Genomic DNA, 26,638 nt, shown 5'->3' with positions numbered 1-26,638 from the left:
CTGTCGCGCCGAGCCTCTGCCGGGGAGCTCGGCGCCAGCGCCGTTTGTTATGCGCGAACCTAAATCGCCAGGAACTCCATATGTCTCGCCAGGACGCGAACGCAGCCTTTGCCTTGTCATCCTTTTTGCAGGGCACAAACGCCACCTACATTGACGAAATCTACGCCCGCTACGAGAAGAACCCGTCTTCGGTCGATCCCGAGTGGCAGGAGTTCTTCAAGAGCCTGAACGACGCGCCCGCCGACATCAGCAAGAACGCGGAAGGTCCGTCCTGGGAGCGCGACAACTGGCCCCTGACGCCGCAGGATGATCTGACCTCCGCCCTCGACGGCAATTGGGCCGAGGTCGAGAAGGCGGTCGGTGCCAAGATCGCCGCCAGGGCGCAGGCGAAGGGAAGCGAGAAGGGCGCCGACTTCTCCTCTGCCGACCTGCTCCAGGCCACGCGCGACTCCGTCCGCGCCCTGATGCTGATCCGCTCCTACCGCATGCGCGGCCACTTCCATGCCAAGCTCGATCCGCTCGGCATCGAAGCCCCACGCAACCGCGAAGAGCTCGATCCGCGCACCTACGGCTTCACCGAGGCCGATTTCGACCGCAAGATCTTCCTCGATCACGTGCTCGGTCTCGAATACGGCACGCTGCGCGAGATCACCGCGATCTGCGAGCGCACCTACTGCCAGACGCTCGGCGTCGAGTTCATGCATATCAGCAACGCCGCGCAAAAGGCCTGGATCCAGGAGCGCATCGAGGGACCGGACAAGGAGATCTCGTTCACCCGCGAAGGGCGCCGCGCGATCCTGCAGAAGTTGGTCGAAGCCGAGGGCTTCGAAAAGTTCTGCGACACCAAGTTCACCGGCACCAAGCGCTTCGGCCTCGACGGCGGCGAAGCCCTGATCCCCGCGCTGGAGCAGATTATCAAGCGCGGCGGCAATCTCGGCGTGAAGGAGATCGTGCTGGGCATGCCGCATCGCGGCCGCCTCAACGTGCTGACGCAGGTGATGGGTAAGGCGCACCGCGCCCTGTTCCACGAGTTCAAGGGCGGCTCGGCCAATCCAGACGCGGTCGAAGGCTCGGGCGACGTCAAATATCACCTCGGCGCCTCCTCGGACCGGGAGTTCGACGGCAACCGCATCCATCTGTCGCTGACCGCCAACCCCTCGCATCTCGAGATCGTCGATCCCGTGGTGCTCGGCAAGGTGCGTGCGAAGCAGGACCAGCACGGCGATCCTCCGGACATGCGCATCTCCGTGATGCCGCTGCTGATGCACGGCGACGCCGCGTTCGCAGGCCAGGGCGTGGTCGCCGAATGCTTCGGCCTGTCCGACCTGAAGGGCTACCGCACCGGCGGCTCGGTGCACTTCATCGTCAACAACCAGATCGGCTTCACCACCTATCCGCGTTACTCGCGCTCCTCGCCCTATCCGTCGGATGTGGCGAAGATGATCGACGCGCCGATCTTCCACGTCAACGGCGACGACCCGGAGGCCGTCGTGTTCGCGGCCAAGGTCGCGACCGAATTCCGACAGAAGTTCCACAAGCCAGTCGTCATCGACATGTGGTGCTATCGCCGCTACGGCCACAACGAGGGCGACGAGCCCGCGTTCACCCAACCGGTGATGTACAAGCGCATCGCGGCCCATCCCTCGACCCTCACGCTCTACTCCAAGCGCCTGATCGCCGAAGGCGTCGTCACCGAGGGCGAGGTCGACAAGCTGAAGGCCGACTGGCGCGCCCGGCTCGATGCCGAGTTCGAGGCCGGCACCTCCTACAAGCCCAACAAGGCCGACTGGCTCGACGGCAAGTGGGCGGGCTTCAAGATCGCCGACCAGGAAGAGGATGCGCGCCGCGGGGTCACCGGCGTCGACCTGCCGATCCTGAAAGACATCGGCCGCAAGATCACCAAGGTGCCGGACGGCTTCCGCGTCCACCGCACCATTCAGCGCTTCCTCGATAACCGCGCCAAGGCGATCGAGAGCGGCAACGGCATCGACTGGGCGACCGGCGAGGCACTGGCGTTCTGCTCGCTGCTCAACGAAAACCACCACGTCCGCCTGTCCGGACAGGATTCGGAACGCGGCACGTTCTCGCAGCGCCATTCGGTCTTGATCGATCAGGAGGACGAGAGCCGCTACACGCCCTTCAACCATCTCGGCAACGAGCAGGGCCATTACGAGGTCATCAACTCGCTGCTGTCGGAAGAAGCCGTGCTTGGCTTCGAATACGGCTATTCGCTCGCCGAGCCGAACACGCTGACGCTGTGGGAAGCCCAGTTCGGCGACTTCGCCAACGGCGCGCAGGTTGTGTTCGACCAGTTCATCTCCTCGGGCGAGCGCAAATGGCTGCGCATGTCCGGCCTCGTCTGCCTCCTGCCGCACGGCTACGAGGGCCAGGGACCGGAGCACTCCTCGGCGCGCCTCGAGCGCTTCCTGCAGATGTGCGCGGAAGACAACATCCAGGTGGTCTACCCGACCACGCCGGCCAACTACTTCCATGTGCTGCGCCGGCAGCTGCACCGCGAGATCCGCAAGCCGCTGATCATGATGACGCCGAAGTCGCTGCTGCGTCACAAGCGGGCGGTGTCGCGTCTCGAGGAGCTGGCGAAGGGCACGACCTTCCACCGCATCCTCTATGATGACGCCCAGATGCTGCCGAACGAGGCGATCAAGCTCGTCCCCGACGAGAAGATCCGCCGCATCGTGCTGTGCTCCGGCAAGGTCTATTACGACCTCTACGAGGAGCGCGAGAAGCGTGGCATCGACGACATCTATCTAATGCGCATCGAGCAGCTTTACCCCGTGCCGCTGAAGGCGCTGGTGGCCGAGCTGTCGCGCTTCAAGAAGGCCGAAGTGGTGTGGTGCCAGGAGGAGCCCCGCAACATGGGCGCCTGGCACTTCATCGAGCCTTATCTGGAATGGGTGCTCAACCAGGTGAACGGTGCGAGCCGGCGTCCGCGTTATGTCGGCCGCGCCGCCTCCGCCGCGACCGCAACGGGCCTGATGTCCAAGCATCAGGCGCAGTTGAAGGCGTTCCTGGACGAAGCACTGAGCTGAACTTTTTGGACTGCGTCATGCCCCGCCTCGTGCGCGCCGCGCACCGGAGCGGGGCATCCGGTAGGTCGTGGCGTTCTCGTGATGCGAACGCCCCGCTCGCTGGATGGCCTGCCTTTTTCGCCGGCCGATGACACCTGAAATTCACGACCGCATTGGCGATCCCTTAAGGAAAAGACCATGACTGAAATTCGTGTGCCGACGCTCGGCGAATCCGTCACCGAGGCCACCATCGGCCGCTGGTTCAAGAAGGCCGGCGATCCTGTCGCCGTCGACGAGCCCCTGGTGGAGCTCGAGACCGACAAGGTCACCATCGAAGTCCCCGCGCCCTCCGCGGGCACGCTGAGCGAGATCATCGCTGCCGATGGCGCGACCGTTGCGGTCGGTGCACTGCTCGGCCAGATCACCGAGGGTGCCGGTGCAGCCAAGCCCGCCGCCGCGCCTGCCAAGCCTGCCGCCGCGCCGGCGCCCGCCGCTGCAGCACCGGCTGCTGCCGCCGCTGCGCCGAAGGCGCCGCCCGCCGATGCGCCGCTCGCCCCGTCCGTGCGCAAGCTCTCGGCCGAGACCGGCATCGACGCTTCGACAGTTCCCGGCTCCGGCAAGGACGGCCGCGTCACCAAGGGCGACATGCTGGCCGCGATCGAGCGCGCCGCCTCTGCGCCGACCCCGGTCAACCAGCCCGCCGCCGCCGTGCAGGTCCGCGCGCCGTCGCCGGCCGATGACGCCGCCCGCGAAGAGCGCGTCAAGATGACCCGCCTGCGCCAGACCATCGCGCGCCGCCTCAAGGACGTGCAGAACACCGCGGCCATGCTCACGACCTTCAACGAGGTCGACATGACCAACGTCATGGCGCTGCGCGCGCACTACAAGGACGCGTTCGAGAAGAAGCACGGCGCCAAGCTCGGCTTCATGGGCTTCTTCACCAAGGCCGTCGTGCAGGCGCTCAAGGACATTCCGGCCGTCAACGCCGAGATCGACGGCACCGACCTGATCTACAAGAACTATTACCACATCGGCGTCGCCGTCGGCACCGACAAGGGCCTCGTGGTCCCTGTCGTGCGCGATTGCGACCACAAGTCGATCTCCGACATCGAGAAGAGCATCGCCGATTTCGGCCGCCGCGCCCGTGACGGCCAGCTCAAGATCGACGAGATGCAGGGCGGCACCTTCACCCTCACCAATGGCGGCATCTACGGCTCGCTGATGTCCACCCCGATCCTGAACGCGCCGCAATCCGGCATCCTCGGCATGCACAAGATCCAGGAGCGGCCGATGGTCGTCGGCGGCAAGATCGAGGTGCGCCCGATGATGTATCTGGCGCTGTCCTACGATCACCGCGTCATCGACGGCAAGGAAGCCGTCACCTTCCTGGTCCGCGTCAAGGAGAGCCTGGAAGATCCGGCGCGGCTGGTGCTCGATCTCTGATCCCTAGAGCTCTGCGAGCGCCGTCGCCATTCGCGACGGCGCGGGTCGAACCATGGAGGCGCGCGTGACGGATAAAGTCGTTGTCATCACCGGCGGCAGCCGCGGCATCGGGCGGGCGACCGCGATTGCGGCGGCCGCGCGCGGCTACCGCGTCGTGGTCGGCTACGCCAGCAACAAGCAGGCCGCCGACGAGGTGGTCGCGCAGATCGCGGCCAGCAACGGCAAGGCCATCGCGGTGAAATGCGATGTCGCCGAGGAAAGCGATATCCTCAACCTGTTCAAGGAAGCCGACAAGTTCGGCACGCTCGGGGCGCTCGTCAACAATGGCGGCATCGTCGGCAAGAGCGGCGTGCGGGTCGACGAGATGTCGGCCGAGCGCATCCAGCGCGTGATGGCGGTCAACGTCACCGGCTCTATCCTCTGCGCGCGCGAGGCCATCAAGCGGATGTCGACCAGGCACGGCGGCAAGGGCGGCGTCATCGTCAACCTCTCGTCTGTCGCAGCCCGCCTCGGCGCCCCCAACACCTATGTCGATTACGCCGCATCCAAGGGCGCGGTGGATTCCTTCACCGTCGGCCTCGGTCATGAGGTCGCGAACGAAGGCATTCGCGTCGCCGCGATCCGTCCCGGCCTGATCGACACCGAGATCCACGCCGCCGGCGGCGAGCCCGACCGCGCCCATCGCCTGGCCCACATGGTGCCGATGAAGCGCGTCGGCACCGCCGACGAGATCGCCAATGCCATCGTCTGGCTGATCTCGGACGAGGCCTCCTACGTCACCTCGGCCATTCTCGATGTGTCCGGCGGACGCTGATGCGCCGGCGGACGCTGACACATCCTCATCACGCCTAACCTTACGGGACTTTCTCTCATGGCTACCTACGATCTCGTCGTCATCGGCACCGGACCGGGCGGTTATGTTTGCGCGGTGCGTGCAGCTCAGCTCGGCATGAAAGTCGCCGTGGTCGAAAAGAATGCAACCCTGGGCGGCACCTGCCTCAATGTCGGCTGCATGCCGTCAAAGGCGCTGCTGCACGCATCCGAGATGTTCGAGGAAGCCGGCCATTCCTTCGCCAAGATGGGCGTGAGCGTTTCCGCGCCGAAGCTCGATCTGCCGGCGATGATGAACTTCAAGCAGCAGGGCATCGACGGCAACGTCAAGGGCGTCGAGTTCCTGATGAAGAAGAACAAGATCGACGTGCTCAAGGGCACCGGCAAGATCTTGGGCACCGGCAAGGTGGAAGTCTCCGCCGACGGCAAGTCGCAGACGATCGAAACGAAGAACATCGTCATTGCCACCGGCTCGGACATCGCGCGCCTCAAGGGGATCGATATCGACGAGAAGCGCATCGTGTCCTCGACCGGCGCGCTCTCGCTGGACAAGGTCCCCGGCAAGCTGCTGATCATCGGCGCCGGCGTGATCGGTCTCGAGCTCGGCTCGGTCTGGCATCGCCTGGGCGCCGAGGTCGTCGTGGTCGAATTCCTCGACCGCATCCTGCCCGGCATGGACGGCGAGATCGCCAAGCAGTTCCAGCGCATCCTGGAAAAGCAGGGCTTTGCGTTCAAGCTCGGCGCCAAGGTCACCGCGGTCGACACCTCCGGCAAGACGCTGAAGGCGACGGTCGAGCCCGCCGCCGGCGGCACCGCAGAGACGCTCGAAGCCGACGTCGTGCTCGTCTGCATCGGCCGTGTGCCCTACACCGAGGGTCTCGGCCTGAAGGAAGCCGGCGTCGCGCTCGATGCGCGCGGCCGCGTGCAGATCGACGCGCATTTCGCCACCAGCGTGAAGGGCATCTATGCCATCGGCGACGTCGTCGCAGGCCCGATGCTGGCGCACAAGGCCGAGGACGAGGGCGTTGCGGTGGCGGAGATCATCGCAGGGCAGGCCGGTCACGTGAACTACGACGTCATTCCCGGCGTCGTGTACACGACGCCGGAAGTGTCCTCCGTCGGCAAGACCGAAGAAGAGCTGAAGCAGGCAGGCGTGGCCTATACGGTCGGCAAGTTTCCGTTCACCGCCAACGGCCGCTCCAAGGTCAACCAGACCACTGACGGCTTTGTGAAGATCCTCGCAGATGCGAAGACCGATCGCGTGCTCGGCGTGCACATTATCGGTCGCGAAGCCGGCGAAATGATCCATGAAGCCTGTGTTCTCATGGAGTTTGGCGGCAGTGCGGAAGATCTCGCACGCACCTGTCATGCGCACCCGACCCGCTCGGAAGCCGTCAAGGAAGCCGCGCTTGCAGTCGGCAAGCGGGCCATCCATATGTAACCGCGCGCCCAGCACCGAACCGGGCGGGAAACATATGCTGCGCCGCCTGCTTCAACCGGTCTGGGTTCTGCTTGCGATCATCTTCCTGATCGAAGCTTGGCTGTGGGACCATCTCGAGCCGATCGTCGCCCGGGTCGTCGCAGCGATCCCGCTGGCGCGCTTCAAGCAATGGCTGACGGAGCGCGTCAATGCATTGTCGCCAGCCATGACGCTGATCGTGTTCGCGGTCCCCGTCGTTCCGCTGTTTCCGCTCAAGCTGGTCGGCCTCTGGCTGCTTGCCCACGAATACTGGACCAGCGCGTTCTTCATGATCGTGTTCGCAAAGCTGGTCGGTGTCGGCGTCACCGCCTTCGTGTTCGACGTGACCCGCGCCAAGCTTCTGGAGATGCACTGGTTCGAGCGAATCTACGTTCTGGTGCTGAAGGTGCGTGCCAAGGCTGCCGAGCTGGTTGACCCGATCAAGCGGCGCATCCGCGAGCTGATCGCCGGCAACGGCGAGGGGTGGTCCTATCGCACGCTGCGCATGGTCCAGCGTTTCCGCAGGAGCGTGCACCAGGCGCGGTGAGCTTATTGAGTGGGCTTATCTGGTTCTTCCGTCATTGCGAGCGAAGCGAAGCAATCCAGAAACTTGCTTCGTCGCTTCGCTCCTCGCAATGACGCCGAGAGGACAGCGATCTCCGCTCCCTAGTGCAAGTGCAACAGATGCGGCCACCACAGGCCGAGCGCGGTCATGATCAGGCCGGCGATCGTCAGCACCCCGCTGACATAGGCCAGCGCCAGCATGCCGGTGATGATGGTCGCCGACGCCAGCACGATTCCGATCTGGAAGGCTGCCGATGCCAGCTCGAAATGGTGGTATTTGGCTGTCGCCTCGTCGCGCGCGTGCTCGGCGTGCTTGGCCTTCGCGGCGAGCTGCTCGGTGCCTTCGCCGGTCTCGGGCTCGGAGCGGTAGCGCTGCGCGGTCTTGGTCCAGTCATCGATCTGTTTCTGCACCGTCGCCTTCATGGCATCGTCGGCCGTGCCCGCCAGCGTCAGCCTGCCCTGCTCGGCAGCAGTCAGCATCACGGTGCGGCGGATGCTCTTGGCCTGGAAGAACGCCCACAGGTTGGCGGCTTCGACGTTCTTGCTGATCGATTCGGTCTGGGCGCCTTTGCCGAGCGTCTCCGAGATCGCCAGAAACAGCGCCAGCACGGCGATCAGGAGCGCGATCTTCTTGTTCGAGCCGGACGCATGTTCGGCGTGCTCGGCGTGCTCCATGCTTTCGTGTGCGCCCATAAATCCCTCCTGCCTCGGTTCCCCACGATTGAACCAACCGCGCGGCCTTCGCAAGAGGCAAGGAAGTTATGACGTCAGTGTGTCAGCGCCGCGGATGTGCGCTCGCATAGACTTCGAGCAGCCGCTCGGAATCGATGCCGGTGTAGATCTGCGTGGTGGAGAGCGAGGAATGGCCGAGCAGTTCCTGGATGGCGCGAAGGTCGCCGCCGCGCGAGAGCAGATGTGTGGCGAAGGAGTGCCGGAGTGCGTGCGGCGTGGCGCTGTCGGGCAGGCCGAGCGCGCCGCGCAGCCGCTCCATCGCAAGCTGGATGATGCGCGGGCTCAAGGGGCCGCCACGCGCGCCGACGAAGATCGGGCCTTCCGCCGGCAGCGGGTAAGGGCACATCGAAACGTACTCCTGCACCAGTGCGAGCACGTTCTGCAGCACCGGCACCATGCGGGTCTTGTTGCCTTTCCCGGTGACGACCAGCACGTCGCCTTCGCCGGGGCGCGGCACCTCGCGGCGCTTCAGGCCGAGCGCTTCGGAGATGCGCAGGCCCGAGCCGTACAGCAGCGCCATCACCGCAGCATCGCGCGCCAGGATCCAGGTCTCGCGTTCCTCGCCGGCGCGCTCGTCGGCATCGGCAAGACGTTTGGCCGAGGCCATCGGCAGCGGCTTTGGCAGGCTCTTTGCGACTTTTGGCGCGCGGATCGCAGACAACGCGCCGACCTTGCCCTTGCCTTCGCGCTCCAGGAAACGTCCGAACGAGCGCAGGCCCGCCAGCGCGCGCATCAGCGAGCGGCCGGCAATGTCGTCGGCCCTGCGCATCGCCATGAAGGCACGCACGTCGGTGGCTTCCAGCCTCGCGAAGCGCTCGAGGGTGACGCGCTCGCCCCAATGATTGCTGAGAAAATCCAGGCACTGCCGCAGGTCGCGGCCATAGGCCTCCAGCGTCTTCGGCGACAGCCGCCGCTCGGCGCCGAGATGCGAGAGCCAGCGCGCCATCTCCTGCGCGATCGAGGGATCGGCGCTGGCGAGCTCGATCTGTGGGGCGGCCGCTTTGCTCATGCGCTCTGGACGTGATGATTCCGCACAGTATATCGCATCCCACTCGTTTATCGTTCGCTAAGGCCGGCCCAGGGCGCTAGCTTCAAGACCCCGAGTTCCGATTCTCCATCCATGGATCACACACCGCGCAGCCCCACCTCCGCCAACGCGACCCGCATGGTCGACGTGCTGGTGCCGGTCGCGCTCGACCAGACCTATTCCTACAAGGTGCCGCGCGGGATGGATCTGAAGGCGGGCGACCTCGTCGGCGTACCGCTCGGGCCGCGCGAGGTGCTGGCGGTGGTCTGGGGCGAAAACGCCAATCCCGATCCACGCCTGCACAACCGCCTCAAGGAGGTCAGCGAGAAGCTCGATATCCCGCCGCTCAAGCCCGAGCTGCGCTCCGTGGTCGACTGGGTTGCCAATTACACGCTGAGCCCGCGCGGCATGGTGCTGCGCATGTGCCTGCGCATGGGCGAGAACCTCGGCCCTGAGCGGGCGCGCGCCGGCGTACGCCTCACTGGCGATCCCCCGAAGCGGCTGACGCCGGCACGGCAGCGCGTGATCGCGCTGCTGTCGGACCGGCTGCTGCACGCAAAGTCCGAGGCGGCGAGGGAGGCGGGCGTGTCCGCTGGCGTCATCGACGGCCTCGTCGATGAAGGCACGCTCACGGTCGAGCCGATGCCGCCGCCTCCGCCGCCTCCGGCGCCCGATCCGGAATTCGGCCGGCCGGATTTCACGCCGCTCCAGCGCACTGCCGTCGACACGATGCGCGCGCTCGCGGCCAACGGCACGTTCCACGTCGCGCTGCTCGATGGCGTGACCGGGTCGGGCAAGACCGAGGTCTACTTCGAAGCCGTGGCCGAGGTGATCCGTCGCGGCAAGCAAGCGCTGATCCTTATGCCGGAGATCGCCCTCACCGGCCAGTTCCTCGATCGCTTCGCGCAGCGTTTCGGCGTGCGCCCGATCGAATGGCATTCGGAGCTGACGCCGCGCACCCGCGCGCGCAATTGGGCGGCGATCTCCGGCGGGACTGCGCCGGTCGTGGTCGGCGCGCGCTCGGCACTGTTCCTGCCCTATGCCGATCTCGGGCTCATCGTCGTCGACGAGGAGCACGACCAGGCCTACAAGCAGGACGAGGGCGTGCATTACCACGCTCGCGATATGGCGGTGGTGCGCGGGCATATCGCCAGGATTCCGGTCGTGCTGGCGTCAGCGACGCCATCGGTCGAGTCCGAGGTCAACGCGCGCAAGAACCGCTATCAGCGCATCGCGCTGCCCTCGCGCTTCGGCGGCCAGCACATGCCGCATATCGAGGCCATCGATCTGCGCCGCGAGCCGCCCGCGCGCGGCCGCTTCATCTCGCCGCGGCTCGCCGGGGAGATGAGAGTTGCGATCGAGCGCCGCGAGCAGGCGCTGCTCTTCCTGAATCGCCGCGGCTATGCGCCGCTGACGCTGTGCCGTGCCTGCGGCCATCGCTTCGCCTGTACCATCTGCGACGCCTGGCTGGTCGATCATCGCTTTCGCCAGCGCTTGGTCTGTCACCACTGCGGCTTCTCGATGCCGCGCCCGCATATCTGCCCGAACTGCTCGGCCGAGGAATCGCTGGTTGCGGTCGGGCCCGGCGTCGAGCGCCTGCAGGAGGAGGCGGCAGCGCTGTTCCCGGAAGCGCGCACCATGGTGCTGTCGAGCGATCTCATCACCTCGATCGAGACGATGCGCTCGGAGCTCACCGAGATCGCGGAGGGCCGCGTCGACATCATCATCGGCACCCAGCTCGTGGCAAAGGGTCACAATTTCCCGCGGCTTAATCTGGTCGGCGTCGTCGATGCGGATCTCGGTCTCAGCAACGGCGATCCCCGCGCGGCGGAGCGGACCTGGCAATTGCTTAACCAGGTGATTGGCCGCGCCGGACGCGAGCAGGGGCGCGGCGTCGGCTATCTCCAGACCCATCAGCCCGATCATCCCGTGATGAAGGCGCTGGTCGCCTGCGACCGCGAGGCCTTCTACGACAGCGAGATCGAGCTGCGCGAGAAGACGCTCTATCCGCCGTTCGGCCGGCTCGCGAGCCTCATCATCTCGGCCGGCGACCGCCCGAGCGCGGAAGGCTTTGGCCGCAAGCTCGTGACGCTCGCCCCGCGCGACGAGCGCGTCGTGGTGCTCGGTCCGGCAGAGGCCCCGCTCGCGGTGATCAAGGGCCGCTATCGCTTCCGCATCCTGTTGAAGTCGGCGCGCGGGTTCGATTTGTCCGACTACCTGCGGACCTGGCTGGCGGTCTGCCCGAAGCCGACGGGCAATCTGAAGCTCGAAGTGGACGTCGATCCGCAGAGCTTCTTGTAAAGGCTGCGCACTCTCTCTCCACGTCAGTGCGAGGGGCGAAGCGACGAAGCAGTCCAGGGTCCCTCCGCGGAACCAGCCTGGATTGCTTCGCGGAGCCTGTCATAGGGCCGCGCCCTGCGCGGACCGTTGGCTCGCAATGACGAGGTGGAGAGAGTGCATCATGACCAAACAAAAAGCCCGCGGTCCCCCAAGACCGCGGGCTTGTTCGTGCGCGCAACAAACTGATGAAAACTGCGCGTGTGAGATGAGCGCTCTAACGCGCCGTCAGGAGATGACTTCCGCCGTGACGCGGCCCACGCCGCGGCTGGTGAGGCCGATGGCACGGGCGGCGCCCGTGGAGAGGTCGAGCACGCGGCCGCGAATGAACGGGCCACGATCATTGATGGTCACGATGACGCTCTGGCTGCCATGGGTGACACGCAGCTTGGTGCCGAACGGCAGCGAACGGTGTGCCGCCGTCATGGCGTTCTGGTTGAAGCGCTGGCCCGACGCGGTCCGGCTGCCGGATTCGTTTCCATAATAGGAAGCCACGCCGGAGAAGCTGCGGCCGGTGCCGGAGGTCGGCGTCATCGACGCATTGGCGTTGCGCCAGTCGGAGGTCGCATTGGTATGGGTCTGGGCGTGGTGGCGGTGATGGTGACGCCGAGATTTGGCGGAAGCTTCGGTGGCAGTTCCACCGACGAGGAGAGTTGCGGCAACGAAAGCAATAGCCGTACGCGGCCGGGTCACAGAGCCCAGCGTCTTCAAAGACAGCATTTAGTGGTCCCTAAGCTAGTATTGCCACATATGTGGCTAGTGGAGCCCCCATCAGTTTGTGAGCGGGTTCGCGTTTCGATTCCCAATGCGGCGTGAATTGGGCAGTAAATCCGCTATGTGTCACCACGAAACATCTTGTGACCCGGAGCCGATATTCAGCCGATGTTCCGTAATCTTTCGCTTTAACGAATTATTAACCTAGCGATTACTTGTTTTTACTGTAGAGCGAAGTCATCGTCGCCGCTGTTCAGAAATTGGTAAGTATTCGGCGCGCGGAACCCACGTGCTCGGATTCACGGCTCAGCGATCCGTGTTCATGGCCGCTATGCGCTGGAGGCAGGAACCAATGCAGGAGATTGGGGCGTGGGCCGATCGAAATTTCCGCGCCGTGAGATGTAATCGGTCACGCCTCGCAGCGTCGCCTTCGGATGCGGCATTGGCTGCGACGAACTGACGACAGAACCTCGTGCCTTTAATCTGGCGTCATGTTGCACCTGCGCACCTGCTATGTTAGCAAAGCCGCGATTTTAACGAGCCCGGCACCTCCCGTGCCGGTCGAAAATCGAAGTCCCGCTTGAATTCCAAGGGCTTGGATCGCTAGGCGCCGCTTCGTGGCGACGGTTTTTCCCTTGCGAGTTTGACAGCAAAAAGAGCGCGTCTGTGGCTGCAGAAGATACGTCCGTTTCAGGTGTGTCCGGCCGTTATGCAACGGCCTTGTTCGAATTGGCGCGCGACCAGAAAGTGGTCGACGAGGTCAAGGCCGATCTCGACAAATTCGGTGCCTTGCTGAACGAGAGTGCTGATCTCAAGCGCCTCGTCCGCAGCCCGGTTTTCGCGGCCGACACCCAGTCCAGGGCCCTGTCGGCCGTTCTGGCCAAGGCAGGTATCGCCGGCATCTCCGCCAACTTCCTCAAGGTGCTGACCGCCAATCGCCGTCTGTTCGCGGTGGCCGACATCATCCGCGACTACCGCGCGCTCGTCGCCAAGTTCAAAGGCGAGACGACGGCCGACGTCACCGTGGCGGAAGCGCTCTCTGACAAGAATCTCGATGCCCTCAAGGTTGCCCTGAAGTCGGTGACCGGCAAGGACGTCGCGCTGAACGTGAAAGTCGATCCCTCGATCATCGGTGGCCTCGTCGTCAAGCTGGGCAGCCGCATGGTGGATGGTTCGCTTCGCACCAAACTCAATTCGATCAAGCACGCGATGAAAGAGGCAGGCTGATGGACATCCGCGCCGCGGAAATTTCCGCGATCCTCAAGGACCAGATCAAGAATTTCGGCCAGGAAGCTGAAGTCTCCGAAGTCGGACAGGTGCTGTCCGTCGGCGACGGTATCGCCCGCGTCTACGGTCTGGACAACGTCCAGGCCGGTGAAATGGTCGAGTTCGAGAACGGCACCCGCGGCATGGCGCTGAACCTCGAAACCGACAACGTCGGCGTCGTTATTTTCGGTGCCGACCGCGAGATCAAGGAAGGCCAGACCGTCAAGCGCACCCGCGCCATCGTGGACGCGCCGGTCGGCAAGGGCCTGCTCGGCCGCGTCGTCGACGCGCTCGGCAACCCGATCGACGGCAAGGGTCCGATCCAGGCCGAGAAGCGCATGCGCGTCGACGTCAAGGCGCCCGGCATCATCCCGCGCAAGTCGGTGAACGAGCCGATGGCCACCGGCCTCAAGGCGATCGATGCCCTGATCCCGATCGGCCGCGGCCAGCGCGAGTTGATCATCGGCGACCGCCAGACCGGCAAGACCGCGATCGCGCTCGACACCATCCTGAACCAGAAGCCGCTCAACGCGCAGCCCGACGAGAACATCAAGCTGTACTGCGTCTATGTCGCGGTCGGCCAGAAGCGTTCGACCGTCGCCCAGTTCGTGAAGGTGCTGGAAGAGCAGGGTGCGCTCGAATACTCGATCGTCGTCGCCGCCACCGCCTCGGATCCGGCGCCGATGCAGTACATCGCGCCCTTCACCGGCTGCACCATGGGCGAGTATTTCCGCGACAACGGCATGCACGCGGTCATCATCTATGACGATCTCTCCAAGCAGGCCGTCGCATACCGCCAGATGTCGCTGCTGCTGCGCCGCCCGCCGGGCCGCGAAGCCTATCCCGGCGACGTGTTCTATCTGCACTCCCGCCTGCTAGAGCGCGCGGCGAAGCTGAACAAGGACATGGGCTCGGGCTCGCTGACGGCGCTGCCGGTCATCGAAACCCAGGCCAACGACGTGTCGGCCTACATTCCGACCAACGTCATCTCGATCACCGACGGCCAGATCTTCCTGGAAACCGACTTGTTCTTCCAGGGTATCCGTCCCGCGGTGAACGTCGGTCTGTCGGTGTCGCGCGTCGGCTCCTCGGCGCAGACCAAGGCCACCAAGAAGGTCGCCGGCAAGATTAAGGGCGAACTCGCACAATATCGCGAAATGGCGGCGTTCGCGCAGTTCGGTTCCGACCTCGACGCCTCGACCCAGCGCCTGCTCAATCGCGGTGCTCGCCTCACCGAGCTCCTGAAGCAGCCGCAGTTCTCGCCGCTGAAGATGGAAGAGCAGGTCTGCGTGATCTGGGCCGGCACCAACGGCTATCTCGATCCGCTCCCGATCAACAAGGTGCGCGCGTTCGAAGACGGCCTGCTCTCGCTGCTGCGCGGCAAGCATGTCGACATCCTCAACGCGATCCGCGACACCCGCGATCTTACCGACGAAACCGCCGCCAAGCTGAAGTCGGTGGTCGAAGGTTTTGCGAAGAGCTTCGCGTAAGAGTCTTCGTGCCCGGGCTTGTCCCGGGCATCAAACTATTCCTCTCCACGCGGCAACGCGTGGACGGCCGGGACGAGCCCGGCCATGTATCGACTGGGATTGGCTAGCGGCTTGATCGCGAGGATCGAACCGCCGGGGTGAACGAAGAATGGCGTCACTTAAAGACATGCGCGTCCGCATCGCCTCCACCAAGGCGACGCAAAAGATCACCAAGGCCATGCAGATGGTCGCAGCATCGAAGCTGCGCCGTGCACAGACCGCTGCGGAAGCGGCGCGTCCCTATGCCGACAAGATGAGCGCGGTGATCTCAAACATCGCCAGCGCCGCTGTCGGCTCGCCCGGCGCGCCAGTGCTGCTGGCCGGCACCGGCCGGGACCAGGTCCACCTGCTGCTGGTCTGCACCGGCGAGCGCGGCCTCTCCGGAGCCTTCAACTCATCGATCGTGCGTCTCGCCCGCGAGCGCGCTCTGGCGCTGATGGCGCAGGGCAAGGACGTGAAGTTCTTCTGCGTCGGCCGCAAGGGCTACGAGCAGCTGCGTCGCCAGTTCGACAAGCAGATCGTCGAGCACATGGACCTGCGCAGCGTCCGCCAGCTCGGCTTCGTCAATGCCGAGGAGATCGCCAAGAAGGTGCTGGCCCGTTTCGAGGCCGGCGAGTTCGACGTCTGCACGCTGTTCTATTCGCGCTTCAAGTCGGTGATCGCGCAGATTCCGACCGCGCAGCAGGTGATCCCGCTGGTGGTCGAGGAGGGCGCTGCCGCCAACACCACGTCCTACGAATACGAGCCGGAAGAGGACGAGATCCTCACCCGCCTCTTGCCGCGCAACCTCGCAGTCCAGATCTTCCGTGCGCTGCTCGAGAACAACGCCTCGTTCTACGGCGCGCAGATGAGCGCGATGGACAACGCGACGCGCAACGCCGGCGAAATGATCCGCAAGCAGACGCTGGTCTACAACCGCACGCGTCAGGCGCAGATCACCAAGGAACTGATCGAAATCATCTCGGGTGCCGAAGCCGTCTGACCAAGGCGCTTCAGTACCACCACACGCAACATCCCGGTCACGCTGACCGTGGTCTAGAAGTTCGGATCGAAGGAGACATTCAATGGCAGCCCAGGTCGGTCGCGTCACCCAGGTCATCGGCGCCGTCGTCGACGTGCAGTTCGAAGGCCACCTCCCGGCCATTCTCAATTCGCTCGAGACCAAGAACGGCGGCAATCGCCTGGTGCTCGAAGTCGCCCAGCATCTCGGCGAATCTACCGTGCGTACGATCGCGATGGACACCACCGAGGGCCTCGTCCGCGGCCAGGAAGTGACCGACACCGGCGCTCCGATCCGCGTTCCCGTCGGCGAGGGCACGCTCGGCCGCATCATCAACGTCATCGGCGAGCCGATCGACGAAGCCGGTCCGGTCAAGTCGGAAGGCCTGCGCGCCATCCACCAGGAAGCGCCGAGCTACACCGACCAGTCGACCGAAGCCGAAATTCTCGTCACCGGCATCAAGGTGGTCGACCTTCTCGCGCCCTATGCCAAGGGCGGCAAGATCGGCCTGTTCGGCGGCGCCGGCGTCGGCAAGACTGTGCTGATTCAGGAGCTGATCAACAACGTCGCGAAGGCGCACGGCGGCTACTCGGTGTTCGCCGGCGTCGGCGAGCGTACCCGCGAGGGCAACGACCTCTATCACGAGTTCATCGAGTCCAAGGTCAACGCCGATCCGCACAACCCGGATCCGAACGTGAAGTCGAAGTGCGCGCTGGTGTTCGGCCAGATGAACGAGCCCCCGGGGGCCCGCGCCCGCGTCGCGCTCACCGGCCTGACCATCGCGGAAGATTTCCGCGACAAGGGCCAGGACGTGCTGTTCTTCGTCGACAACATCTTCCGCTTCACCCAGGCCGGCTCGGAAGTGTCGGCGCTGCTGGGCCGTATTCCTTCGGCGGTGGGTTATCAGCCGACGCTCGCGACCGACATGGGCGCGCTGCAGGAGCGCATCACCACCACGCAGAAGGGTTCGATCACCTCGGTGCAGGCCATCTACGTCCCGGCCGACGACTTGACCGACCCGGCGCCGGCGACCTCGTTCGCGCATCTTGACGCGACCACGACGCTGTCGCGCTCGATCGCCGAAAAAGGCATCTATCCGGCGGTGGACCCGCTCGACTCGACCTCGCGCATGCTCTCCCCGCTGGTCGTCGGCGAGGAGCACTACGCGGTCGCCCGTCAGGTCCAGCAGGTGCTGCAGCGCTACAAGGCGCTGCAGGACATCATCGCCATTCTCGGCATGGACGAGCTTTCGGAAGAGGACAAGCTGACCGTGGCCCGCGCCCGCAAGGTCGAGCGCTTCATGTCGCAGCCGTTCCACGTCGCCGAAATCTTCACGGGTTCGCCGGGCAAGTTCGTCGACCTCGCCGACACCATCAAGGGCTTCAAGGGCCTGGTGGAAGGCAAGTACGACCACCTGCCGGAAGCCGCCTTCTACATGGTCGGCACCATCGAAGAGGCGGTCGAGAAGGGCAAGAAGCTGGCCGCTGAAGCGGCTTAAGAGGCGAATGGCGAACAGGGAGCCGCGAATCATACGCTGCTCCTGCCCGCCACTCGCTATTCGCCATTCGTATTCGCAGGTTCTCCATGGCCACCTTCCACTTCGATCTCGTCTCTCCGGAAAAGCTCGCCTTCTCGGGTGAGGTCGATCAGGTCGACATCCCCGGCGTCGAAGGTGATTTCGGCGTGCTGGCGGGACATGCGCCGCTCGTGGCTGCGATCCGGCCCGGCATTCTCACCGTCACCACCGGCGGCAAGCACGAGAAGATCATCGTGCTCGGCGGCATCGCCGAAGTCTCCGAGAACGGCCTGACCGTGCTTGCCGACGTCGCGACGTCGCTCGCCGAGCTCGACCGTGCGCAGTTCGCAGAGACGATCGCGGAGATGGAAGAAAGCCTCAAGGAGCACGAAGGCGACGAGCTCGATCAGGCCATCGAGCGGCTCGACCACTTCAAGAGCATCCAGCACCAGCTCAACGCGACGGCTATGCACTAAGCCCCGGGGCACTGCTCCGGGGCTCAAGCTCCAGATTCCTGACCTGGTTCAGCGCTCGTCACGGAAGTGGCGGGCGCTGCAATCTTGCTAGGCGATCGACGCAGCTGCGACGCTTACGCCGTCCCGCCCATTTATCTCGTCCTGCCAAACACTTCGCTACTGTGCATGGGGTTGTTTTCGCGAGTTAGTTTGCGAAGGCTGCAAACTGCTGCGCCACCGCCTGATAGACCTCGCGGCGGAACGGCACCACGATGTCGGCGACGCGATCCAGGCGCTCCCAGCGCCAGTCGTCGAATTCCGCCGGCTGGCCGTTGCGCGGCGTCAGCGGATCGATCTCGTCGTCCTTGCCGGTGAAGCGCAGTGCGAACCACTTTTGACGCTGCCCGCGGAACTTCGCCAGCCGGTGCGTTTGCGGTCCGTCGTAAGGCGGGAACTCGTAGGTGAGCCAGCCGGTCTCGCCGAGGTAGTCCGCGCTGACCACGCTGGTCTCCTCCCAGAGCTCGCGCATCGCGGCGTCGCGCAGATTCTCGCCCTCGTCGACGCCGCCTTGCGGCATCTGCCAGTCGAGGCCCGGCAGGATGATTTCCGGCCCGTCGCCCTTGAAGCGATGGCCGATCAGCACGCGGCCCTCGGTATTGAACAGCGCGATGCCCACGTTGGGGCGGTAGGGCTTTTCGTTGGTCACTTGCTAGTGTCTCTCGTCGTCATTCCGAGGCGATGCTTCGCATCTCGCCGGGACGACCATAGAGACTATTGACCTGCCAGCGCAGAAAATTCCTTCACCACGCGCTCATAGACCGGACGCTTGAACGGAATGATCAGTTCCGGGAGATTTTTCATCGGCTCCCAGCGCCAGCTCACGAATTCGGCCTTGTGGCCGCCGCCGGGATGCTCGACGTTGATCTCGCTGTCCTTGCCGGTGAAGCGCACCGCGTACCATTTCTGGCGCTGGCCGCGATAGCGGCCCTTCCAGGCGCGTCCGGCGACCGTGCGGGGGATGTCGTAGATGAGCCAGTCGGGGACCTCGCCGAGCCGCTCGACCGAGCGTACGCTCGTCTCCTCATAAAGCTCGCGCTTGGCGGCTTCCCAGGTGTCCTCGCCAGGATCGACGCCGCCTTGCGGCATCTGCCAGACATGGGTGTCGTCGACATGCTCGATGCCGCCGGCGCGGCGGCCGATGAACACCAGTCCCTTTGGATTGATCAGCATCACGCCGACGCAGGTCCGGTAGGGCAGATCCTCGTAACGCGCCATTCCGCCAGACCTCTCGCATGCCTCAGGTCCGGCGGCCCGCGGGGAGCCGTACCGTACCAATTCGTTGATTTAGCTGGATTTTGATTTCAGCATCGCGGTTGTCAATGGCACCAAAAGGATACCTCGGTCGCTCAGTGTCTTGGTCCAGGCGCCGATGCGCTCGATTGAGACGGGCAGGGCGGAGGCCGTGCCGACGGCGATGCCGCGCTCGCGCGCGGTCGATTCGAGCTTGTTCAGAGCGCGGTCGATCTCGGTCGGGGTCGGCACCACGTCAATCGCAATGTCGCCCTTGCCGAACGGCATGGCCTGGTTCGCCGCGGCCTGGGAGGCGATGCTGCGGGGCGAGGAGCCGTCGTCGAAGAAGCCGAGGCCGCGTTTGGCGGCCTCGCGCATGATCGGCTGCATTGCCGGTTCGGTCGCGATGAAGCGGGCGCCCATGAAATTGGCGAGACCGGCATAGCCCTGCAACCGGCTCAGGTGCCAGTGCAGGCGGTCCATGTTCTGGTCGGCGCTGAGCGAGGTCAGCAGCGTCTGCGGCCCCGGATCGTTGTCGGGGAAGTCGTAGGGCTCCATCGGGATCTGGAGGAAGATCTCATGACGCTGCGCGCGGGCGCGCTCGGCGAGCTTGCCGGGGTCGGCGCCATAAGGCGTGAACGCCAGCGTCACCGCGGGCGGCAGCCTCATGATGGCATCATTGGTCTTGGCCGCGCCGACCCCGAGGCCGCCAATCACGATCGCGACCACCGGCATGGTGGCAGCCTTGGCGCGGTCGGCGTCGGCTGCATAGACGTTGAACGGCTTCAGCCCGTCAGCCACGACGGGGATCATGCCGTAGCGAGACTTCTCCAGCAGCTTCGGGTTGATCCCGGCCATGACGGGCGGCGGTGCGGAAGCCGTACCACCCTTGTCGCTGCCGCTCTCGCCGGCTCCAATCACCACGTCGTGGCGGGCGCCGGTCGAGCCGTCGATCATGGTGATGGTCTTTTGCTCGCCGGCCTGCTTCGGCACCTCCTTGGTGTTGGGCTTGCCGTCGTGTTTGGCATCCGAAGCATGGCTTGCGGCTGCGGGCCTCTCGTCGGCAGCCTTGTCCGTCGGCTTGATCGCGATCCGGGTCATCGGCTCGCCGCCGAGCGGATCCTTGTTGAAGATGGCGAAGCCGGCGAAGGTAACCAGGAACAGGCCGAGCAGGACGGCAAGCAACTGCATGGCCGTGAACGGCAGCCGCAGCCGGCGCTTCCGGCGCGGCTTGTCCTGTCCGAGCGGGGCGCTCAGATCATCGGCCGTTTCAGTCATGTGAGATCCCGAATCACTCCAGCCGACGATACCACGCCAAGGTCAAGCGGCGGCAGGCCGGGATAGGCCGGAGGCTTCAGGAGTTCCCAAGCAAAAAGGGCGGCTTCAGCAAGCCGCCCTCTGCCAGATCGCATCAATGCGCCGATTTAGTTGGCCGCTTTGGGCTTGTCGGTCGTCGCCTTGTTGTCGCTGCCGGGCGCGGGCGCCGCCGAGGCGCTGTTCTTGATGCCGTGGAGCAGGTCGCCGGCGAGCTTGAGCGCCTTGTCGTCCTTGGCATCCGGCGGGACGTAGGACTGCGAACCGGTCTTCTCGTCGCCGTCGTTCTTGAGATGGCCGCGCAGCGAAGCCTCGCCCTTGGTGTCGGTGCGGGACTTCAGCTCGTCCGGCACGTCCTGCAGCACTTCGATGTCGGGCACGATGCCCTTGGCCTGGATCGACTTGCCCGACGGCGTGTAGTAGCGCGCCGTGGTCAGCCGCAGCGCGCCGTTGCCGCTTCCGAGCGGGATGATGGTCTGAACCGAGCCCTTGCCGAACGAGCGCGTGCCGACGATGGTCGCGCGCTTGTGGTCCTGCAGTGCGCCGGCGACGATTTCCGACGCCGAGGCCGAGCCGCCGTTGACCAGCACGATGACCGGCTTGCCCTTGGTCAGGTCGCCCGCATGCGCGGTGCGGCGCTGGGTCTCCTCGGCGTTGCGGCCGCGGGTCGAGACGATCTCACCTTTCTCCAGGAAGGAATCGGAAACGGTGACCGCTTCCTCCAGCAGGCCGCCCGGATTGTTGCGCAGGTCGATGATGAAGCCCTTGAGCTTGTCGCCGCCGATCTGGTTCGTGAGGTTGCCGATCTCCCGCTTCAGGCCTTCGGTGGTCTGCTCGTTGAAGGTGGTGATACGGATGTAGCCGATATCGTCCTGCTCGACGCGCGCGCGCACCGACCGGACGCGGATGTTGTCGCGCACGAGCGTGACGTCGATCGGATTGTCCTGGCCCTTGCGGATGATCTTGAGCTTGATCTTTGTGTTGACCGGACCGCGCATCTTCTCGACCGCCTGGTTCAGGGTCAGGCCCTGCACCGCCTCGTCGTCGAGGTTGGTGATGATGTCGTTGGCCATGACGCCGGCGCGCGATGCCGGTGTATCGTCGATGGGCGAGACCACCTTGATCAGGCCATCCTCCATCGTGACCTCGATGCCGAGGCCGCCGAACTCACCGCGGGTCTGCACCTGCATGTCACGGAAGCTCTTGGCGTCCATGTAGCTCGAATGCGGATCGAGGCCGGTGAGCATGCCGCTGATGGCGGATTCGATCAGCTTGGTGTCGTCGGGCTTCTCGACATAGTCGGAGCGCACCCGCTCGAAGACGTCGCCGAACAGGTTGAGCTGGCGATAAGTGTCGGCAGTGGCGGCTCGCGCGCTGGAGCCCATGAACACCGCGCGGGGCTGGGTCACGAACAGCGTCAGCGCTGCACCGGTGGCGGCGCTGAGGAGGATTACTGAAGTCTTGCGCATCATCCGCGAACCTTCTCGCCTTCATTTGTGGCCCACCATGGGCCTGGATCGATTGGAGTGCCGTCCTTGCGGAACTCGACATACAGCACAGGTTGACTCGCGTTCGTGGCGAGAATGGAGGCGACTTGCGAAGTCGACCCCATGGTCGCGACCGGCTCCCCCGTGAGCACAAACTGTCCGATGTTGACCGAAATGCGCTCCATCCCAGCGATCAGGACATGATACCCGCCACCGGCATTGAGGATCAAGAGTTGTCCATAGCTGCGGAAGGGCCCGGCATAGACAACCCAGCCGTCACACGGCGTCGTGACCTGGGAGCCGGGCCTGGTGGCCAGCGAAATTCCCTTCTGGACCCCACCGACCCCGTCGGAACCGCCAAAATCCCTGATCTTGTTACCGTTAACCGGAAGCGGCAGCAGGCCCTTGGCGGAGGCGAAGGCGATCGCCGGGGTGGTGCGGGAGCGGTCCTTGAAAGCGGCCGGACCGGACTTGGCGCTGGCGGCCGCTTTTGCCTCGGCCTGCCTGGCGGCCTCAGCCGCCTTCTCAGCGGCCTTGGCGGCGCTTTGCAGGTCCTGCTCCATCCTGGTGATCAGTCCCTGGAGATCACCGACCTGTTTTGAAAGCATGATGGCGCGCGACTTCTCGGCATCGAGATCCTTTTCGCGTGCCGCCTGCTGGCGCTGCCGTTCGTCGACCAGAGCCGTGAGCCGGGTCTGGTCGTTGCGGACCTTGTCGCGATCGGAGGCGAGCTGGTCGCGCTCGGTGGCAATGGTCTTGCGCAAGGCGACGAGCTCCCCGAGCTCGGCCGCGATCTTCTCGGCTCGCCCTCGCAATTCCGGCACGACGGCGCCGAGCAGCATCGCCGTGCGCAGCGATTGCAGCGCATCTTCGGGGCGCACCAGCAGCGCCGGCGGCGTGCGCCTTCCGGCGCGCTGCAGGGCCGCCAGCACCTCGACGATGTCGGCGCGGCGCGAATCGAGCGAGGCGCGCATCTGTTGCTCCCGGGCATTCAGCGCGCCCAATCGCGCTTCGGCCTCATCGATCTTGGTTTCCACAGCGCGAACATTGGCGGCGGTCTCGATCAGCTGCTGATTGAGCTGGCTGCGGTCCTGGCCGAGCGCGGCGATCTCTGCCTTGAGCTTGGCCTGCGCTTCTTCCGCGCTCTTCTGCCTGGCGCGCGCGGCCTCGAGCTCCTGCTCGCGCTGCTTGATCGCTTCGGGCGAAATCGCCGCGGTCTGCGGGGGCGCCGCCGTCTGAGCTTGCGCCAGGCTTGCGCCGGCAAGGCTTGTGATCAGCAACAGGTTGAGGAGCGGCGCTCGCATCGTCTCGGCAAAGGTGCTCGTCGTGGCGCGTGTCACGCGCGGTGATAGGGGTGGCCGGCCAGAATGGTGGCGGCCCGATAAAGCTGTTCCAGAAGCATGACGCGGACCATTTGGTGCGGCCAGGTCGCAGAGCCGAACGCGATCGCGAGCTTGGCCTTACGGCGCAATTCGGGCGAAAGTCCGTCCGCCCCTCCGATCATGAAGATAGTATGTCCGGCACCCTCGTCGCGCCAGCGCGACAGATGCCGTGCGAATACGGTGGATTCGAGGTTCTGGCCGCGCTCGTCCAGCGCCACCAGGATCGATTTCTCCGGAATATGCGCCGAGATCGCCGCGGCCTCTTCGGCCATCCGTGTCGCGGTGTCGCGCGCGCGGCTTTCGGGGATCTCGTGGATGCTGAGCTCGCGGAATCCGAGCTTGCGGCCGGCGTCGTCGAACCGCTCGAAATAGCGGTCGGCAAGCTCCCGTTCGGGGCCCTGCTTCAGCCGGCCCACCGCAATGACAGCAACACGCATGACGTCTTCTAGGGGCGACGCTTTCAGCGTCGTGTTTTCAAGGTCGCGCGCATCGGGCGCGCGCACGACGCTAGCATGCGCGTCAGCCGATTCGAAATCGGCTCGATGAGCCTAGATCGCCTTCGCCGCCCCTGGGCCCTGCGTGTACAATCGCTCGAGATTGTAGAATTCGCGGACCTCGGGTCTGAACACGTGCACGATCACGTCGCCGGAATCGATCAGCACCCAGTCGCAATTGGGCAAGCCCTCGACATGGATGTTCTTGATGCCGTTTTCCTTGAGGCTCTTGGTGACGTTTTCCGCGATCGCGCCGACGTGCCGGTTCACCCGGCCGGTGGTGACGATCATGTAGTCGGAGTACGCCGATTTGCCGCGAAGGTCGATGGTGACCGTCTCTTCCGCCTTCATGTCCTCGAGGCGGGAGAGGATCAGGCTCAGCGTCTTGTCGGCGTCGGGTTGCGCCTTCAAGGCCGCAGCTTTGGTCGATGTTTTACGCGTCGGCTTGGCAACCTTGGGTAAAACAGACTTCGTCGAAGCTGGCTTCGTGGAAGTCGACTTGGACAATACAGATGCGGTCAGGGACCATTCCTTTCACTGTATCGCGAACGCCGAATCCGGCGCTCACTGGTTACACTACATCATGTGGGGTTAAGGGTTTCAATATGCCAGAGCGCCCCAGCCCGCACACTTCGTCTCACTTCGTACCTTTCCAACTCCCGTCCGGGTTCCGTAGGCCTGTCGAGGAGAGGTTCAGCTTCAATCCGGTCAGGAACACCCAGGCCGGCGCCGGCCGGTCTGCAAGCAGTGCTGCCTTGCCTTCGGGTAGGCGGTAGCGCGCTAGCGCCTGGGCGGCGGGCGAGCCGAGCGCGCGAAAACTCTGCGGGGGGCGGTCGATGACTGCGATCGGCACCTGGCCAGCGATGCGCCGCCAGTCCTGCCAACGGTGGAATTGAGCGAGATTGTCGGCGCCCATGATCCAGACAAAGCGCAGAGCCGGGAGGCGGCGGCGCAGGGTGTTGATCGTGTCGATAGTGTAGCGCGTGCGAATGACGGATTCGAGACAGCTCACCGCGATGCGGGGATCGTCCGCGACCTCGCGCGCGGCTTGCATGCGCGCGCCGAGCTCATGAAGCGTGCCGTTCTCCTTCAGCGGATTGCCCGGTGTGACCAGCCACCACACACGGTCGAGCTGCAGGCGCTTGAGCGCGAACTGGCTGATGGCGCGATGGGCCTGATGCGGCGGATTGAACGATCCGCCGAGCAGGCCGATGCGCATGCCCGGCATGTGGGGCGGGATCGCTTGCGCCACGAAACGCGGCACGAGGAATGTGTTGCTCAATGCGCGCGCCTCGCGACGTCTACGGCCGGGTCTGCCCGGTGCCGTGGACGCGATACTTGAAGCTCGTCAGCTGCTCGGCGCCGACCGGACCGCGGGCGTGGAAACGGCCGGTGGCGATGCCGATCTCGGCACCGAAACCGAACTCGCCGCCATCGGCGAACTGCGTCGAAGCGTTGTGCAGCACGATCGCGGAATCGACCTCGCTGAGGAATTTCTTCGCGGCGACCTCATCCTGGCTCACGATGGCGTCGGTGTGATGGGAGCCGTGATTTTGGATGTGCGCGATGGCGCCGTCGACGCCGTCCACCACCTTCGCCGCGATGATGGCGTCGAGATATTCGGTGTCCCAATCCTCTTCGCTGGCAGGCTTCACGCGCGCGTCGGCCTTCTGCACGGCCTCGTCGCCGCGCACCTCGCAGCCGGCATCCAGCAGCATCTCGACCAGCGGCTTCAAGGTCTTGCCGGCCGCGGCGCGATCGACCAGCAGCGTCTCGGCCGCGCCGCAGACGCCGGTGCGACGCATCTTGGCATTGAGCACGATCGACTTTGCCATCGCGAGGTCGGCGCTGCCGTCGACATAAACGTGGTTGACGCCCTCGAGATGCGCGAACACAGGCACCCGCGCTTCCTGCTCGACGCGCGCAACGAGGCTTTTCCCTCCGCGCGGCACGATGACGTCGATGGCGCCATCGAGGCCGGACAGCATCATGCCGACCGCGGCGCGATCGCGCGTCGGTACCAGCGTGATCGCAGCTTCGGGCAGGCCGGCCTCGCGCAGGCCCTGCACCAGGCAGTCATGGATCGCGCGGCAGGAGCGAAAGCTGTCGGAGCCGCCGCGCAGGATCACGGCATTGCCCGCCTTCAGGCACAGCACGCCGGCGTCGGCCGCGACGTTGGGACGGCTCTCGAAGATCACGCCGACGACACCGAGCGGCACGCGCACGCGCTCGATGCTCATGCCGTTCGGCCGCTGCCATCTCTCGGTGACGACCCCGATGGGATCGGCGATGCCGCGCACGATGCCGATGCCCTCGGCCATGCCCTCGACCCGCGCAGGCGTCAGCGTCAGGCGGTCGATGAAGGCGGAGGTGGCATTGCCGGAGGCGCGGGCCTCCGCGACGTCCTCGGCATTGGCGGCGAGAATGGCGGTCGCATTGGCGCGAATGGCCCGCTCCATGGCTTCCAGCGCCCGGTTCTTCTGCTCCGGCGGCGCCAGCGCCAGCACGCGCGCGGCAGCGCGGGCACGGGTTCCGAGATCGGACATCAGCGCCTGAAGATCGGCATTGCCGTCGACGGCTTTGAGGGGAGCGGCCATGGGGGTTCAACCTTCTGCTAAGGCGGTGTCCTAGCACGGAAATCCCGCGTCTGCGAAGGGTAGGCAGGGTATGGCTGGTTCCCCGGCGGCGGGCTGGCTCGGTCAGTGCGCCGTCATTCCGGGGGATGCGGAGCATCAAACCTGGAATCTCGGGATCCGGGTCTGGTCCTTC

General features: G+C 65.2%; 23 protein-coding genes. 11 read left to right on the top strand and 12 right to left on the bottom strand.

The features are described from left to right. Window positions 1-80 precede the first annotated feature (80 nt). From ASG57_RS29775 to ASG57_RS29755, 5 genes are all read left to right on the top strand, one after another. Window positions 81-3,050: a 2-oxoglutarate dehydrogenase E1 component gene (locus ASG57_RS29775; protein ID WP_024338868.1), complete on the top strand. Its 2,970-nt coding sequence runs from the start codon at window positions 81-83 to the stop codon at window positions 3,048-3,050. A gap of 177 nt (window positions 3,051-3,227) precedes the next feature. Next, window positions 3,228-4,472, top strand: coding sequence for a 2-oxoglutarate dehydrogenase complex dihydrolipoyllysine-residue succinyltransferase (gene odhB, locus ASG57_RS29770; protein ID WP_057198672.1), 1,245 nt, complete (start codon window positions 3,228-3,230; stop codon window positions 4,470-4,472). A gap of 52 nt (window positions 4,473-4,524) precedes the next feature. Next, window positions 4,525-5,286 carry an SDR family oxidoreductase gene (locus tag ASG57_RS29765; RefSeq protein ID WP_029674025.1) on the top strand — a complete coding sequence of 254 codons (762 nt, stop codon included), beginning with the start codon at window positions 4,525-4,527 and terminating at the stop codon, window positions 5,284-5,286. A gap of 57 nt (window positions 5,287-5,343) precedes the next feature. Then, the gene (lpdA, locus tag ASG57_RS29760) at window positions 5,344-6,744 is read left to right on the top strand and encodes a dihydrolipoyl dehydrogenase (RefSeq protein ID WP_057198670.1); all 1,401 of its coding nucleotides are present in this window, start codon (window positions 5,344-5,346) and stop codon (window positions 6,742-6,744) included. Between the two features lie 34 nt (window positions 6,745-6,778). Next, window positions 6,779-7,309, top strand: coding sequence for a hypothetical protein (locus ASG57_RS29755; RefSeq protein WP_024338872.1), 531 nt, complete (start codon window positions 6,779-6,781; stop codon window positions 7,307-7,309). A gap of 119 nt (window positions 7,310-7,428) precedes the next feature. Here the strand turns inward: ASG57_RS29755 and ASG57_RS29750 are convergent, their stop codons facing one another. Both ASG57_RS29750 and ASG57_RS29745 read right to left on the bottom strand, forming a co-directional pair. Beyond that, complete coding sequence (locus ASG57_RS29750) at window positions 7,429-8,019, bottom strand: DUF4337 domain-containing protein (RefSeq protein WP_024338873.1); 591 nt, start codon at window positions 8,017-8,019, stop codon at window positions 7,429-7,431. A gap of 82 nt (window positions 8,020-8,101) precedes the next feature. Next, window positions 8,102-9,067, bottom strand: a complete 966-nt coding sequence (locus ASG57_RS29745) for a tyrosine recombinase XerC (protein WP_024338874.1) — start codon at window positions 9,065-9,067, stop codon at window positions 8,102-8,104. Window positions 9,068-9,178: 111 nt separating this feature from the next. Here ASG57_RS29745 and ASG57_RS29740 point away from each other — a divergent pair, with 111 nt between their 5' ends. Then, window positions 9,179-11,386 carry a primosomal protein N' gene (locus ASG57_RS29740; protein WP_057198668.1) on the top strand — a complete coding sequence of 736 codons (2,208 nt, stop codon included), beginning with the start codon at window positions 9,179-9,181 and terminating at the stop codon, window positions 11,384-11,386. A 264-nt stretch (window positions 11,387-11,650) separates the two neighbouring features. Here the strand turns inward: ASG57_RS29740 and ASG57_RS29735 are convergent, their stop codons facing one another. After that, window positions 11,651-12,142: a septal ring lytic transglycosylase RlpA family protein gene (locus tag ASG57_RS29735; protein ID WP_024338876.1), complete on the bottom strand. Its 492-nt coding sequence runs from the start codon at window positions 12,140-12,142 to the stop codon at window positions 11,651-11,653. A gap of 660 nt (window positions 12,143-12,802) precedes the next feature. Between ASG57_RS29735 and ASG57_RS29730 the strand changes: the two genes are divergently transcribed. The 5 genes from ASG57_RS29730 (at window position 12,803) to ASG57_RS29710 (ending at window position 17,923) form a co-directional block, all read left to right on the top strand. Continuing rightward, window positions 12,803-13,363 carry a F0F1 ATP synthase subunit delta gene (locus ASG57_RS29730; protein WP_024338877.1) on the top strand — a complete coding sequence of 187 codons (561 nt, stop codon included), beginning with the start codon at window positions 12,803-12,805 and terminating at the stop codon, window positions 13,361-13,363. Continuing rightward, entirely contained in the window at window positions 13,363-14,892 is a 1,530-nt protein-coding gene (atpA, locus tag ASG57_RS29725; protein WP_057198666.1) for a F0F1 ATP synthase subunit alpha, read from the top strand. The genes ASG57_RS29730 and atpA overlap by 1 nt, the downstream gene beginning before the upstream one ends. Window positions 14,893-15,040: 148 nt before the next feature. Then, complete coding sequence (locus ASG57_RS29720; protein WP_024338879.1) at window positions 15,041-15,913, top strand: F0F1 ATP synthase subunit gamma; 873 nt, start codon at window positions 15,041-15,043, stop codon at window positions 15,911-15,913. Window positions 15,914-15,995: 82 nt separating this feature from the next. Then, entirely contained in the window at window positions 15,996-17,429 is a 1,434-nt protein-coding gene (atpD, locus tag ASG57_RS29715) for a F0F1 ATP synthase subunit beta (RefSeq protein ID WP_024338880.1), read from the top strand. 86 nt (window positions 17,430-17,515) lie between these two features. Further along, window positions 17,516-17,923, top strand: a complete 408-nt coding sequence (locus ASG57_RS29710; RefSeq protein WP_057198664.1) for a F0F1 ATP synthase subunit epsilon — start codon at window positions 17,516-17,518, stop codon at window positions 17,921-17,923. Between the two features lie 184 nt (window positions 17,924-18,107). Here ASG57_RS29710 and ASG57_RS29705 read toward each other — a convergent pair whose 3' ends face one another. From ASG57_RS29705 to ASG57_RS29660, 9 genes are all read right to left on the bottom strand, one after another. Beyond that, the gene (locus ASG57_RS29705; RefSeq protein WP_057198662.1) at window positions 18,108-18,608 is read right to left on the bottom strand and encodes an RNA pyrophosphohydrolase; all 501 of its coding nucleotides are present in this window, start codon (window positions 18,606-18,608) and stop codon (window positions 18,108-18,110) included. Between the two features lie 65 nt (window positions 18,609-18,673). Then, the gene (locus ASG57_RS29700; protein ID WP_057198661.1) at window positions 18,674-19,177 is read right to left on the bottom strand and encodes an RNA pyrophosphohydrolase; all 504 of its coding nucleotides are present in this window, start codon (window positions 19,175-19,177) and stop codon (window positions 18,674-18,676) included. 69 nt (window positions 19,178-19,246) lie between these two features. After that, the gene (locus tag ASG57_RS29695; RefSeq protein WP_057198659.1) at window positions 19,247-20,470 is read right to left on the bottom strand and encodes a divergent polysaccharide deacetylase family protein; all 1,224 of its coding nucleotides are present in this window, start codon (window positions 20,468-20,470) and stop codon (window positions 19,247-19,249) included. 146 nt (window positions 20,471-20,616) lie between these two features. Continuing rightward, window positions 20,617-21,978, bottom strand: coding sequence for a S41 family peptidase (locus tag ASG57_RS29690; protein ID WP_024338885.1), 1,362 nt, complete (start codon window positions 21,976-21,978; stop codon window positions 20,617-20,619). Beyond that, window positions 21,975-23,297: a murein hydrolase activator EnvC family protein gene (locus ASG57_RS29685; protein WP_024338886.1), complete on the bottom strand. Its 1,323-nt coding sequence runs from the start codon at window positions 23,295-23,297 to the stop codon at window positions 21,975-21,977. Before ASG57_RS29685 ends, ASG57_RS29690 begins: the two co-directional genes overlap by 4 nt. Window positions 23,298-23,329: 32 nt before the next feature. Next, complete coding sequence (gene rlmH, locus ASG57_RS29680; protein WP_024338887.1) at window positions 23,330-23,812, bottom strand: 23S rRNA (pseudouridine(1915)-N(3))-methyltransferase RlmH; 483 nt, start codon at window positions 23,810-23,812, stop codon at window positions 23,330-23,332. 111 nt (window positions 23,813-23,923) lie between these two features. After that, window positions 23,924-24,280: a ribosome silencing factor gene (rsfS, locus tag ASG57_RS29675; protein ID WP_024338888.1), complete on the bottom strand. Its 357-nt coding sequence runs from the start codon at window positions 24,278-24,280 to the stop codon at window positions 23,924-23,926. 226 nt (window positions 24,281-24,506) lie between these two features. After that, window positions 24,507-25,151 (bottom strand): nicotinate-nucleotide adenylyltransferase, encoded by a 645-nt coding sequence (locus ASG57_RS29665; RefSeq protein WP_057198655.1) that lies wholly within the window; start codon window positions 25,149-25,151, stop codon window positions 24,507-24,509. A gap of 19 nt (window positions 25,152-25,170) precedes the next feature. Continuing rightward, window positions 25,171-26,466 (bottom strand): glutamate-5-semialdehyde dehydrogenase, encoded by a 1,296-nt coding sequence (locus ASG57_RS29660; protein WP_057198653.1) that lies wholly within the window; start codon window positions 26,464-26,466, stop codon window positions 25,171-25,173. Between the last annotated feature and the right edge of the window lie 172 nt (window positions 26,467-26,638).

Origin of the sequence: Bradyrhizobium sp. Leaf396 (genome assembly GCF_001424605.1) — a bacterium.
GTDB lineage: Bacteria > Pseudomonadota > Alphaproteobacteria > Rhizobiales > Xanthobacteraceae > Bradyrhizobium > Bradyrhizobium japonicum_C.
Note: the sequence above shows the minus strand (reverse complement) of the source record. Positions and strands in the feature narration are given on the sequence as shown.

What these genes read in the sequence shown, in the direction of transcription:
- ASG57_RS29775 (WP_024338868.1), top strand. Translation starts at nt 81, where the DNA reads ATGTCTCGCCAGGACGCGAACGCAGCCTTTGCCTTGTCATCCTTTTTG.
- odhB (WP_057198672.1), top strand. Translation starts at nt 3,228, where the DNA reads ATGACTGAAATTCGTGTGCCGACGCTCGGCGAATCCGTCACCGAGGCC.
- ASG57_RS29765 (WP_029674025.1), top strand. Translation starts at nt 4,525, where the DNA reads ATGGAGGCGCGCGTGACGGATAAAGTCGTTGTCATCACCGGCGGCAGC.
- lpdA (WP_057198670.1), top strand. Translation starts at nt 5,344, where the DNA reads ATGGCTACCTACGATCTCGTCGTCATCGGCACCGGACCGGGCGGTTAT.
- ASG57_RS29755 (WP_024338872.1), top strand. Translation starts at nt 6,779, where the DNA reads ATGCTGCGCCGCCTGCTTCAACCGGTCTGGGTTCTGCTTGCGATCATC.
- ASG57_RS29750 (WP_024338873.1), bottom strand. Translation starts at nt 8,019, where the DNA reads ATGGGCGCACACGAAAGCATGGAGCACGCCGAGCACGCCGAACATGCG.
- ASG57_RS29745 (WP_024338874.1), bottom strand. Translation starts at nt 9,067, where the DNA reads ATGAGCAAAGCGGCCGCCCCACAGATCGAGCTCGCCAGCGCCGATCCC.
- ASG57_RS29740 (WP_057198668.1), top strand. Translation starts at nt 9,179, where the DNA reads ATGGATCACACACCGCGCAGCCCCACCTCCGCCAACGCGACCCGCATG.
- ASG57_RS29735 (WP_024338876.1), bottom strand. Translation starts at nt 12,142, where the DNA reads ATGCTGTCTTTGAAGACGCTGGGCTCTGTGACCCGGCCGCGTACGGCT.
- atpA (WP_057198666.1), top strand. Translation starts at nt 13,363, where the DNA reads ATGGACATCCGCGCCGCGGAAATTTCCGCGATCCTCAAGGACCAGATC.
- ASG57_RS29720 (WP_024338879.1), top strand. Translation starts at nt 15,041, where the DNA reads ATGGCGTCACTTAAAGACATGCGCGTCCGCATCGCCTCCACCAAGGCG.
- atpD (WP_024338880.1), top strand. Translation starts at nt 15,996, where the DNA reads ATGGCAGCCCAGGTCGGTCGCGTCACCCAGGTCATCGGCGCCGTCGTC.
- ASG57_RS29710 (WP_057198664.1), top strand. Translation starts at nt 17,516, where the DNA reads ATGGCCACCTTCCACTTCGATCTCGTCTCTCCGGAAAAGCTCGCCTTC.
- ASG57_RS29700 (WP_057198661.1), bottom strand. Translation starts at nt 19,177, where the DNA reads ATGGCGCGTTACGAGGATCTGCCCTACCGGACCTGCGTCGGCGTGATG.
- ASG57_RS29695 (WP_057198659.1), bottom strand. Translation starts at nt 20,470, where the DNA reads ATGACTGAAACGGCCGATGATCTGAGCGCCCCGCTCGGACAGGACAAG.
- ASG57_RS29690 (WP_024338885.1), bottom strand. Translation starts at nt 21,978, where the DNA reads ATGATGCGCAAGACTTCAGTAATCCTCCTCAGCGCCGCCACCGGTGCA.
- ASG57_RS29685 (WP_024338886.1), bottom strand. Translation starts at nt 23,297, where the DNA reads ATGCGAGCGCCGCTCCTCAACCTGTTGCTGATCACAAGCCTTGCCGGC.
- rlmH (WP_024338887.1), bottom strand. Translation starts at nt 23,812, where the DNA reads ATGCGTGTTGCTGTCATTGCGGTGGGCCGGCTGAAGCAGGGCCCCGAA.
- ASG57_RS29660 (WP_057198653.1), bottom strand. Translation starts at nt 26,466, where the DNA reads ATGGCCGCTCCCCTCAAAGCCGTCGACGGCAATGCCGATCTTCAGGCG.